At 70.4% G+C, this 11025-nt stretch carries 10 protein-coding genes and 2 pseudogenes; 10 read left to right on the top strand and 2 right to left on the bottom strand.

Annotated elements, in window-relative coordinates:
* Both ASF38_RS19080 and ASF38_RS06790 read left to right on the top strand, forming a co-directional pair.
* Positions 1-580 (top strand): annotated as a pseudogene (locus ASF38_RS19080) (tryptophan--tRNA ligase); the annotation flags it as partial.
* Entirely contained in the window at positions 573-1121 is a 549-nt protein-coding gene (locus ASF38_RS06790) for a 2'-5' RNA ligase family protein (protein ID WP_056574619.1), read from the top strand. The pseudogene ASF38_RS19080 and the gene ASF38_RS06790, both read left to right, overlap by 8 nt.
* Positions 1122-1145: 24 nt before the next feature.
* Here the strand turns inward: ASF38_RS06790 and ASF38_RS06785 are convergent, their stop codons facing one another.
* The gene (locus ASF38_RS06785) at positions 1146-2039 is read right to left on the bottom strand and encodes a LysR family transcriptional regulator (protein WP_055969299.1); all 894 of its coding nucleotides are present in this window, start codon (positions 2037-2039) and stop codon (positions 1146-1148) included.
* Between the two features lie 92 nt (positions 2040-2131).
* On the opposite strand from ASF38_RS06785, the gene ASF38_RS06780 reads away from it, so the two are divergent.
* From ASF38_RS06780 to ASF38_RS06760, 5 genes and pseudogenes are all read left to right on the top strand, one after another.
* Positions 2132-2848 (top strand): succinate dehydrogenase cytochrome b subunit, encoded by a 717-nt coding sequence (locus tag ASF38_RS06780; protein WP_055969297.1) that lies wholly within the window; start codon positions 2132-2134, stop codon positions 2846-2848.
* The gene (locus ASF38_RS06775; protein ID WP_055969294.1) at positions 2848-4824 is read left to right on the top strand and encodes a fumarate reductase/succinate dehydrogenase flavoprotein subunit; all 1977 of its coding nucleotides are present in this window, start codon (positions 2848-2850) and stop codon (positions 4822-4824) included. Before ASF38_RS06780 ends, ASF38_RS06775 begins: the two co-directional genes overlap by 1 nt.
* Before the next feature lie 13 nt (positions 4825-4837).
* Positions 4838-5584 (top strand): succinate dehydrogenase/fumarate reductase iron-sulfur subunit, encoded by a 747-nt coding sequence (locus ASF38_RS06770; RefSeq protein WP_056552602.1) that lies wholly within the window; start codon positions 4838-4840, stop codon positions 5582-5584.
* A gap of 882 nt (positions 5585-6466) precedes the next feature.
* Entirely contained in the window at positions 6467-6877 is a 411-nt protein-coding gene (locus ASF38_RS06765) for a MarR family winged helix-turn-helix transcriptional regulator (RefSeq protein ID WP_055969289.1), read from the top strand.
* Positions 6813-7844, top strand: a pseudogene (locus tag ASF38_RS06760) (MFS transporter); the annotation flags it as partial. The gene ASF38_RS06765 and the pseudogene ASF38_RS06760, both read left to right, overlap by 65 nt.
* Positions 7845-7846: 2 nt before the next feature.
* Here ASF38_RS06760 and ASF38_RS19690 read toward each other — a convergent pair.
* A partial coding sequence (locus tag ASF38_RS19690; protein WP_369815175.1) for a hypothetical protein occupies positions 7847-8061 on the bottom strand: 215 nt, incomplete at its 3' end.
* A 28-nt stretch (positions 8062-8089) separates the two neighbouring features.
* On the opposite strand from ASF38_RS19690, the gene ASF38_RS19070 reads away from it, so the two are divergent.
* The 3 genes from ASF38_RS19070 to ASF38_RS06745 all read left to right on the top strand — a co-directional run bounded on the left by ASF38_RS19070 (position 8090) and on the right by ASF38_RS06745 (position 10946).
* A complete protein-coding gene (locus tag ASF38_RS19070; protein ID WP_056574612.1) occupies positions 8090-8533 on the top strand; it encodes an SRPBCC family protein in 444 nt (147 codons plus the stop codon).
* 68 nt (positions 8534-8601) lie between these two features.
* Entirely contained in the window at positions 8602-9765 is a 1164-nt protein-coding gene (locus tag ASF38_RS06750) for an amidohydrolase (RefSeq protein ID WP_056574610.1), read from the top strand.
* Positions 9766-9893: 128 nt separating this feature from the next.
* Positions 9894-10946: a BMP family protein gene (locus ASF38_RS06745; RefSeq protein ID WP_055969280.1), complete on the top strand. Its 1053-nt coding sequence runs from the start codon at positions 9894-9896 to the stop codon at positions 10944-10946.
* The last annotated feature ends 79 nt before the right edge of the window (positions 10947-11025 follow it).

Genomic DNA, 11025 nt, shown 5'->3' with positions numbered 1-11025 from the left:
CCCCCACCACGTGCCCGTGGGTGAGGACCAGCGCCAGCACCTCGAGCTCTCCCGCAACCTCGCGCAGCGGTTCAACCATCACTACGGCGAGACGTTCCGCCAGCCCGAGCCGTACATCCTCAAGGACGCCGCCAAGATCGGCGACCTGCAGGACCCGACCGCGAAGATGAGCAAGTCCGGCTCCTCGCCCAACGGGATCGTCGACCTGCTCGACGACCCGAAGAGGGCGGCGAAGAAGATCCGCTCGGCCGTCACCGACTCCGGCGACGAGATCCGGTTCGACCCCGAGGGCAAGCCCGGCGTGTCCAACCTGCTCACCCTGTACTCGGCCGTGACCGGCACGTCGGTCGACGACGTCGTCGCCGAGTTCGAGGGTCGCCAGTACGGACACCTCAAGGTGGCCCTCGCGGACGTGGTGGCCGACTTCGTGGCCGGCTTCGGCGAGCGCACGCGGGCGTACCTGGACGACCCGGCCGAGCTGGACCGGGAGCTGGCCCGGGGCGCGGCGCGGGCGCGTGAGGTGGCGGCGCCCGTGGTGGCCGACGTGTACGACAAGGTCGGGCTCGTCCGCGGTGCCTGAGCGGGGCGGGGCGGGCGCGTCGCGCACGTTCGGGGTCGCGATCTCGGTCCCGGAGCCGCACGGCGAGGAGCTGCGCGCGCACCGGGCCGCGTTCGGCGATCCGCTCGCGGAGCAGATCCCGAGCCACATCACGCTGCTGCCGCCCGACGTCGTGGCCGGTGACGAGCTGGACCGACTCGCCGGTCGGCTCTCCGCGGTGGCCGCCCGGACGGTTCCGTTCGAGGTCGACCTCAAGGGCACGGGCACCTTCCGGCCGGTCTCGCCCGTGGTCTTCGTGGCGGTGAGCCGAGGCATCTCCGAGGCCGAGCTGCTGGTCGCGGAGCTGCGCGAGGCCCTCGCGGCGCCAGAGCCGGAGTTCCCGTACCACCCGCACGTCACCGTCGCCCACCACCTCGACGACGCGGCGCTCGACCGCGCCTACGCCACGCTCGAGCACTTCGCGTGCACCTTCACGGTGGGCGAGATCGCGCTGTACCTCCACGAGCCGGACGCGGGCTGGTCGACGTACCTGTCCTTCCCGCTCACCGGTTCGCAGGACTGACCGCCGCCCGTGGGCGGGCGAGCGTCAGCCGGGTTGCTGCAGCGACAGCAGCAGCTCGTCGTGGAAGGCCAGCGCGGCAAGCTGGAGGGTGTCGCGGCGGTGGGCCAGGGCGATCTGGCGCGACAGGGACGGGTTGCGCAGCGCCACGGGCCGCAGGCCCGGTCGGTTGGCCAGCACCATCTCGGGGACGACCGCGTAGCCGAGACCGGACTCCACGAACCGCAGGACCGACAGCATCTCGCCACCCTCGACGGAGATGTGCGGGGAGAAGCCCGCCTGCGCGCACGCCGTCAGCGTCGTCTCGCGCAGGTCGTAGCCGGTCCGGAACATGACGAGGGGCAGGTCCCGCAGGGCCGCGACGTCGACCGCGGACGGGAGCGCGTCGTCGGCGGTTTCGTCGGAGGGTGCGGCGAGCACCAGCCGGTCGCGCCGCAGGGGCACCGTCTCGATGTCGGGGCGGGTCTCGGACAGCGGCGTGATGAGCAGGGCAAGGTCGAGCCGCCCCTGCGCCAGCTCGTGCGTCAGGACCCGTGAACCCCCTTCGTGGACCTCGAGCTCGATGAGGGGGTGGGTCTCGTGGAACCGTGTGAGCACCTCCGGCAGGAGCCCGTCGCAGATCGACGGGGTGGCGCCGAGCCGCACCCGTCCGCGCCGCAGACCGGCGACCTCGTGCACCGCACGCTGCGCCGACTCGACGTCGATGAGGATGCGCTCGGCATGGGGCAGGAGCGCCTCGCCGGCGCTCGTGAGCTCGATGCCGCCGGGCTGGCGGACGAACAGCGGCGTGCCCAGGGAGTTCTCCAGGACGCGGACCTGCTTGGAGAGGCTGGGCTGTGCCACCCCGACCAGCTCGGCAGCGCGCGTGAAGTTGCGCGTGCGCGCCACCGCCACGAAGTAGGAGAGCTGCTGGAACTGCACAGGCCGAGCCTACAACGTGATAGCCGGAGGCTATGAAGGTTGCCCTCATCATGACTTAGCGCTCAGGTGTGCTTCAGGGTTACGGTGCGTGCGTGGCCACTACTCTGACTCGCGCGTCGGCGCGCAGGTCGACCGTCGTGCTCAAGTACACGATGGCCGTGTCCGGGCTGATCATGCTCGGCTACCTGCTCGTCCACATGTACGGCAACCTCAAGTTCTTCCAGGGCAAGGAGTACTTCGACTCCTACCTCGAGGGACTGGAGAACATCTTCTATCCCTACCTGCCGCACGGCGGGGCGCTGTGGATCCTGCGGGTCGTGCTGCTCGTCGCGCTCGTCGCGCACGTGTACTGCGCGATCACGCTGTGGCGTCGCAACAAGGTCGCGGCCGGCTACACCGGCACCACGCGCTACCACTCCAAGCAGAACCGCACGGGCATCCAGCGCTCCTACGCCTCGTTCACGATGCGCTGGGGCGGCGTGATCCTGCTGCTGTTCATCATCGGCCACCTCGCGCAGATGCTGCCGAACTGGCTGTCCCCGGGCGGCGCGTCCGACAGCAAGTACGAGCGCGTGGTCAACGGCTTCGAGATCTGGTGGGTCGTGCTGCTGTACACGATCGGCCTGGTCGCGGTCGGCTTCCACCTGTGGCACGGCTTCTGGAGCGCCCTCACCACGCTCGGCCAGAACCGCAGCAGCACCCGCAAGGACTCGACGATCACCATCGCGTCCTGGGTGCTGTCGGTGGTCATCGCCGGCGGCTTCCTCGTCGTCCCGTTCGCGATCTTCTTCTTCGGAGCTGGTTCCTGATGACCGACACCTTCACCCCCACCGGGGCGGCCGAGCAGTTCATCGAGCACGGCGACCCCATCGCCGACGCCAAGGCGCCGAGCGGCCCCATCGAGCGTCGCTGGGAGCAGCGTCAGTTCGACGCCAAGCTGGTCAACGCCGCGAACCGACGCAAGATCAAGGTCATCGTCGTGGGCACCGGTCTTGCCGGTGCGTCCGCCGCCGCCACCCTCGGCGAGGCCGGCTACCACGTCACGAGCTTCTGCTACCAGGACAGCCCGCGCCGCGCCCACTCGATCGCCGCCCAGGGCGGCATCAACGCCGCCAAGAACTACCGCAACGACGGCGACTCGGTGTACCGGCTGTTCTACGACACGGTCAAGGGCGGCGACTTCCGCTCGCGCGAGTCCAACTCCTACCGCCTCGCCCAGGTGTCGGTGAACATCATCGACCAGTGCGTGGCGCAGGGCGTGCCGTTCGCGCGTGAGTACGGCGGCCTGCTCGACAACCGTTCCTTCGGTGGCGTGCAGGTCTCCCGCACGTTCTACGCCCGCGGCCAGACCGGCCAGCAGCTGCTGATCGGTGCCTACCAGGCGCTCGAGCGGCAGGTCGCCGCCGGCACGGTCGACGTGCACACCCGCCACGAGATGCTCGACCTCGTCATGGTCGACGGCAAGGCGCGCGGCGTCATCGTCCGCGACATGGTGACCGGCGAGATCGAGTCGCACACCGCCGACGCCGTCGTGCTGGCGAGCGGCGGCTACGGCAACGTCTACTTCCTGTCGACGAACGCCATGGGCTGCAACGTGACCGCCACCTGGCGCGCGCACCGTCGCGGCGCCTACTTCGGCAACCCCTGCTACACGCAGATCCACCCGACCTGCATCCCCGTCTCGGGCGACTACCAGTCCAAGCTGACGCTGATGAGCGAGTCGCTGCGCAACGACGGCCGCATCTGGGTGCCCAAGAAGGCCGGCGACGACCGCCACCCGCGCGACATCCCCGAGGACGAGCGCGACTACTACCTGGAGCGCATCTACCCGGCGTTCGGCAACCTGGTGCCGCGCGACATCGCCTCGCGTGCGGCCAAGTACCAGTGCGACGACGGCAAGGGCGTCGGTCCGGGCGGGCTCGGGGTCTACCTCGACTTCGCCGACGCGATCGAGCGCATGGGCCGCCCGGCGGTCGAGGCCAAGTACGGGAACCTGTTCGACATGTACGCCCGGATCACCGGCGAGGACCCGTACAACGAGCCGATGCGCATCTACCCGGCCGTGCACTACGTCATGGGCGGGCTGTGGGTCGACTACGACCTGCAGAGCAACCTCGAGGGCCTCTTCGTCACCGGCGAGGCCAACTTCTCCGACCAGGGCGCCAACCGACTCGGTGCCTCCGCGCTGATGCAGGGCCTGGCCGACGGCTACTTCGTGCTGCCGACCACCATCGCGAACTACCTCGCGGACGGCCCCTTCGAGCCCGTGGGCGACGACCACCCGGCCGTCACCGAGGCGCGCGAGGCCGTCGAGGAGCGCATCTCCGCACTGCTGGCCGTCGACGGCAACCGCACCGTGGACAGCTACCACAAGGAGCTGGGCCACATCATGTGGGAGTACTGCGGCATGGAGCGCAGCGAGGAGGGCCTGATCAAGGCGATCGGCCTCATCCGCGAGCTGCGCGACGACTTCTGGAAGAACGTGAAGGTCACCGGCGAGGCCGAGGAGCTCAACCAGACGCTCGAGCGTGCCGGCCGGGTCGTGGACTTCTTCGAGCTCGGCGAGCTGATGTGCATCGACGCGCTGAACCGCGAGGAGTCGTGCGGCGGCCACTTCCGCGCCGAGAGCCAGACCGAGGACGGCGAGGCCCTGCGCCACGACGACCAGTTCGCCTACGTGGCGGCGTGGGAGTTCAACGGCGCCGAGGGCGGCCAGAAGCCGATCCTGCACAAGGAACCCCTCGAGTACGAGTACGTCGAGATGAAGGCTCGGTCCTACAAGTGAACGGGAGCTGCAAGTGAAGATCACCGTCAACGTCTGGCGCCAGAAGAATGCCGAGACGAAGGGCCAGATGGTCGGCTACGGGCTCGACGACGTCTCCGAGGACATGTCGTTCCTCGAGATGCTCGACGTGCTCAACGAGCAGCTGACGCTCGCCGGCGAGGAGCCGGTCGCCTTCGACCACGACTGCCGCGAGGGCATCTGTGGATCGTGCGGCGTGGTCATCAACGGCATCGCGCACGGCCCCGAGGTCACGACCACGTGCCAGCTGCACATGCGCTCGTTCAAGGACGGCGACGTCATCGACATCGAGCCGTGGCGGGCGGGCGCGTTCCCGATCGTCAAGGACCTCGTCGTCGACCGCGGCGCCTTCGACCGGATCATCCAGGCCGGCGGCTACATCAGCGTCAACACCGGCTCGGCGCCGGAGGCCAACAACCTGCCCGTGCCGAAGGAGGACGCCGACCACGCGTTCGCGGCGGCCACCTGCATCGGCTGCGGCGCCTGCGTGGCGGCCTGCCCGAACGGTTCGGCCATGCTGTTCACCGCGGCGAAGGTGACCCACCTGGGCCTGCTCCCGCAGGGCCAGCCCGAGCGCGAGTCCCGCGTGCTCGACATGGTCGCCCAGCACGACGCCGAGGGCTTCGGCTCCTGCACCAACATCGGTGAGTGCACGGCAGCCTGCCCCAAGGGCATCCCGCTCGACGTCATCTCGCGGCTCAACCGCGACCTGCTCGGCGCCCTCGCCGCCGGCAACGCCTGAGCACGCTCCAGCACCACCCTGACCGCCCGTCACCGCTCCGGTGGCGGGCGGTCGTGCGTCGTGGGGGCGGGCTGCGGGGTGGTCGTCGTGGGGTGGGGCAGCGTCGCCGCGTGCGATGGATCTCGCGTCCGGCCAGCGTCGGTGGCGGGGGTGCTCGGGTAGGGGCTGCGTCCGCTCGGCCGTCTCGGGGTCGGGCTCCGAAAGGGCCTCGACCGGGCGACTCCCAGCGCCTCGGCCGATCCTGCGGGCCGTCTTCTGCGCTGTTCCCCCTCGAGCGGTGACTTCTCCACCGAATGGACCGACCGGCAGGGCTGCGCGGTGCAGATTCCACCGTCTCGGCGCCGAGACGGTGGAGAACTCACCGCCCGGACGGGGAATCGGGGGAGAACGCACCGCTCGGGCGGGGAACCGGTGGAGAACGCACCGCGCGGGCCGTCATCGGTGGATTCTCAACCGCAGCACGCTTCCTGATGTTGAGGATCCACCACCCGAGCCGGTCCGGACTCGTCATCGGTGGATCGTCAACCGCAGGACGCTTTCTGCGGTTGAGGATCCACCGATGGGGATGACCCGCCGGTCATGGGTGGATCGTCGACCGCGGCACCGTCCCTGAGGTTGAGGATCCACCGATGGGGGGCGAAGGACGGCGAGCTCGACCGCGCCGAGAGCCTCTGTTCCGTCGAGGCCTTTCGGGGGCCGCACCCACGACGACCCGCAGCAGCGCAGCCGCAGGTCGAGCCCAACTGCAGCAGCGCAGCCGCAGGTCGAGCCCAACTGCAGCAGCGCAGCCGCAGGTCGAGGCCGACCCGCTGCAGCGCAGCCGCAGGACGCCGAGATCGTTGCAGATTTGAATTAGCATGGTTAATGACCTAGGCTAAGGACATGCCTACCGACTCCCAGAACCTCGCGCTGGCGGTGGCCCGACTCAACCGCAGGCTCCGGCAGGAGCGGCACTCCGACCTGACCCCGACGCAGATGTCCGTGCTGGGCACGCTGCGCCAGATGGGCCCGACGTCGCCGTCGTCGATCGCCGCCCGTGAGCGCGTGAGCGCCCCCAGCGTGACCCGCACCCTGAACTGCCTCGCCGAGGACGGACTCGTCGAGCGCGCACCGCACCCCCAGGACGGTCGACAGGTCGTCGTCAGCCTCTCCGACCTCGGCGAGAAGACCCTGGCGGAGGAGCGGAAGCGACGCGACGCGTGGCTGCACCAGCGGCTCACGAGCCTCGATGCCCGCGAGCGCGCCGTCCTGCGCGAGGCGGCGGCGATCCTCACGCGGATCACCGACTCATGAGGGCGGAGGTGGACTCGTGAGTCCCACCTTCCGCGCCCTGCACGTCCGCAACTTCCGCGTCTACGCCGCCGGTGCCATCGTCTCCAACATCGGCACGTGGATGCAGCGCGTCGCCCAGGACTGGCTGGTCCTCCAGCTGACGTCGAGCGGCACCGCGCTCGGCATCACCACCGGGCTGCAGTTCCTCCCGGCGCTGCTGCTGTCGCCCGTGGCCGGGGTGGTGGCCGACCGGTTCCCCAAGCGGACGGTGCTGCGCTGCACCCAGGTGGCCATGGCGATCCCCGCCGCCGTCCTGGGCGTGCTGGCGATCACGGGTGCCGTCGAGGTCTGGCACGTCTACCTGCTGGCGTTCGTCTTCGGCGTCGGCACCGCGTTCGACGCCCCCGCACGCCAGTCGTTCGTGGTCGAGATGGTCGGACCGGAGGACCTGTCCAACGCGGTGGGCCTCAACTCCGCCTCGTTCAACTCCGCCCGCATGGTCGGCCCGGCGCTCGCCGGCCTGCTCATCGCGGCCGGCGGTTCCGGGGTCGAGGCGACCGGCTGGGTCATCCTCGCCAACGCCGTCAGCTACCTCGCCGTCATCGCGTCGCTGCAGAAGCTCGACCCGGCACGCCTCGCCCCGGCGCCCGTCATGGGCTCGCGCAAGGGGGCGGTCCGCGACGGGGTGCGTTACGTCCGGTCCCGACCCGACCTCGTCCTCGTGCTGACGATCGTGTTCGCCGTCGGCACCTTCGGCCTGAACTTCCAGATGACCAGTGCCCTGATGGCCACCGACGTCTTCGAGAAGGGGGCGGGGGAGTACGGGATCCTCGGCTCCATCATGGCGATCGGCTCCCTGGCCGGGGCCCTGCTCGCCGCCCGACGTGAGCGCCCACGCCTGCGTTTCGTGGTGGGCGCCGCCATCGCCTTCGGCGTCGTCGAGATCGTCGCCGGTCTCATGCCCGGCTACCTCTCGTACGCGCTGGTGNNCCACCGAGCCGGTCATGCGTGGCCGGGTGGCGGCGCTCTACCTGATGATCTTCATGGGTGGCACGCCGCTCGGGTCGCCGTTCATCGGCTGGGTCGGTGAGACCTTCGGGGCCCGGTGGACGCTCGTCGGCGGCGGCGCGCTCTCGCTGGTCGGGGTCGCCCTGGCGCTGCTCTGGTACGCGCACCGTCGCCAGATCGACCGGCAGGAGCTCCACGCCATCGCGACTCGCCTACGCTCGCAGCATGGACGTCGAGCGCACCTTCCACCTGCCGCGGCCGGTCGAGGAGGTCTTCGCCTACCTCAGCGACTTCGAGAACACCGAGCACTGGGACCCCGGCACGATCGAGACGACGCGCCTGTCGGGTGACGGCGGCATGGGCACCCGGTACGCGAACCGCTCCCGCTTCATGGGGCGCACGGTGGCGCTCGAGTACGAGACCGTCGGCTACGACCCGCCCACGTTCTTCGCCTGCCGTGGGGTCAACGGGCGCACGACGGCCACCGACGTCATGACGTTCACGCCCGACGACAGCGTGGAGGGCGGGGGCACGCAGGTCCACTACCGGGCCCAGTTCGAGTTCCCGTTCCTGCTGCACGCCCTCGCGCCCCTCGTGCTCAAGCGGCCGATCGAGAGGCTCGCCGACGAGACGATCGAGCAGATCCAGCGCGCCCTCGGCCGACCGTAGGACGATGACGGCGTCGGCGGTCCTGGACGGCGTCCGCGCCGATCGCCGGCCGGGGATACCCTGGAGGAATGTCCATCGACGCCGTCTCCCGCTCGATCGAGGTCGTGACGCCCGATCTCATCGAGCTGCGGCGTGACCTGCACGCGAGCCCCGAGTTGTCCTGGCACGAGGAGCGCACCACCGACGTGGTCGCCGCGTGGATGGACAAGCTGGGCGTCTCCTACGAGCGCTTCGAGGGCACCGGGCTCGTGGCCGAGATCGGACCCGAGGAGGGGCCGATCGTGGCCCTGCGGGCCGACCTCGACGCCCTCCCGATCGACGACACCACCTCCGACCCGTGGCGCTCGACGTCGCCCGGCGTCGCCCACGCCTGCGGCCACGACGTCCACGTGTCGGCGCTCGTGGGGGCCGCCGTGGCGCTGCAGGAGCTGCACGTGGCCGGCGGCCTGCCGCGCCGGGTCCGCCTGATCTTCCAGCCCGCGGAGGAGGTCATGCCCGGCGGTGCGCTGCGCCTGCTCTCGGCCGGTGTCCTGCGCGGGGTCTCGCGCATCGTGGCACTGCACTGCGACCCGTCGCTCGACGTCGGCCAGGTGGGCCTGCGCGAGGGACCGATCACGGGAGCGTCGGACCGCATCCAGGTCACGCTCTCCGGTCGCGGCGGGCACACGTCGCGACCGCACCTCACCGAGGACCTCACCTACGCGCTCGCGAGCCTCGTGACGCAGCTGCCGGCCGTGCTGTCGCGCCGCTTCGACCCTCGCTCGGGCGCCAGCCTGGTGTGGGGGTCGGTGCGAGCCGGCAACGCCGCCAACGTGATCCCCTCCACCGGCGAGCTCAGCGGCACGCTGCGCATGCTCGACTCCGCGGCCTGGCACCAGGCCGAGCACCTGGTGCGTGGGCTCATCGCCGACATCATCGAGCCGTTCGGCGTGAGCGCCGACGTCACCTACGTGCGCGGCGTCCCGCCCGTGGTCAACGACTTCGGGGTCACCGAGCTGCTCCGCCGCGCGGTCTCCGACGCCATCGGGCCCGCCGCGGTGGCCACCACCACGCAGAGCCTCGGCGGCGAGGACTTCGCGTGGTACGTCGAGGCGGTCCCCGGAGCGATGGGTCGACTCGGCACACGCACGCCCGACGGGCCCACCTACGACCTGCACCAGGGGAACTTCCGGCCCGACGAGCGCGCCATCGCCGTGGGCGCCAAGGTGCTCGCCTGCTCCGCCCTGCTCTAGCGGCGCCCCCGAAGGTGACGAATCGGTTACGGCCCGTCGCAATCGGGCGCAGGACCTCCCGAAGGACCCCCGGGCGCGGCTAGGGTGCAGGCGTGCCGGGCTCTCCGGCGATGTCTCAAGGAGGAACTTTGCGTCGACTCACCAAGGTCACCGCCGTCGCCGGCGTGGCCGCACTCGTGCTCGCCGGTGCGGGCTGCGCGAACAACAGCTCGAGCAACGACGACGACACCGCTTCCGGTGACGACTGCGTCGAGAAGGTCGACACGAAGGTCGGCATGGCCTTCGACGTCGGTGGACGTGGCGACCAGTCGTTCAACGACTCCGCCGCCAAGGGCCTCGACAAGGCCGAGTGCGAGCTGGGCTTCGAGGTCCAGACCGCCGAGGCGCAGGACGGCGAGCCCGAGTCCGCCCGTGAGGGTCGCCTCCAGCAGCTCGTCGACGCCGACTACAACCCGGTCATCGCCGTGGGCTTCGCCTACTCGCAGGCCGTCGGCAAGGTCGCCAAGGCCAACCCCGACGTCGACTTCGCGATCATCGACGACGGTGTCGAGGGCGAGAACGTCGCCAACCTCCTCTTCGCCGAGGAGCAGGGCTCCTTCCTCGTGGGCGCCGCTGCCGCGCTCAAGTCCGAGTCCGGCAACATCGGCTTCGTCGGTGGTGTCGAGACGCCGCTGATCAAGAAGTTCGAGGTCGGCTACGAGGCCGGCGCGAAGGCCGTGAACCCCGACATCGAGATCCAGGCCCGCTACCTCACGCAGCCGCCGGACTTCAGCGGCTTCGGTGACCCGGCCAAGGGCAAGACGGCCGCCGAGGGCATGTACGACAAGGGCGCCGACGTGGTCTACCACGCTGCCGGCGGTTCCGGTGGCGGTGTGTTCGAGGCCGCCTCGGCCGCCGACGCCAAGGCCATCGGCGTCGACTCCGACCAGGCGCTGACGGCCGACGAGTCCGTCCGCGACGTGATCCTGACGTCGATGCTGAAGAACATCGACGTCGCCGTGTTCGCGTACCTGAAGGGTGTCGCCGACGGCGCCGCTCCCACGGGCCCGACGGTCTACGACCTCAAGGTCGACGGTGTGGGCTACTCCACCACCGGCGGTCAGGTCGACGACATCGCCGACAAGCTCGACGAGTACAAGCAGCAGATCGTGGACGGCGAGATCACCGTCCCGAGCGAGTGAACGGACGTCCAGGGACCTCGCATCCTTGACGCGGTCCGGCCCTGCGCGCGAGCGTGGGGCCGGGCCGTTGCCTGTGTGA

It is taken from the genome of Aeromicrobium sp. Leaf272, assembly GCF_001422865.1.
GTDB lineage: Bacteria > Actinomycetota > Actinomycetes > Propionibacteriales > Nocardioidaceae > Aeromicrobium.
This window is presented reverse-complemented; position numbering and strand designations above follow the sequence as displayed.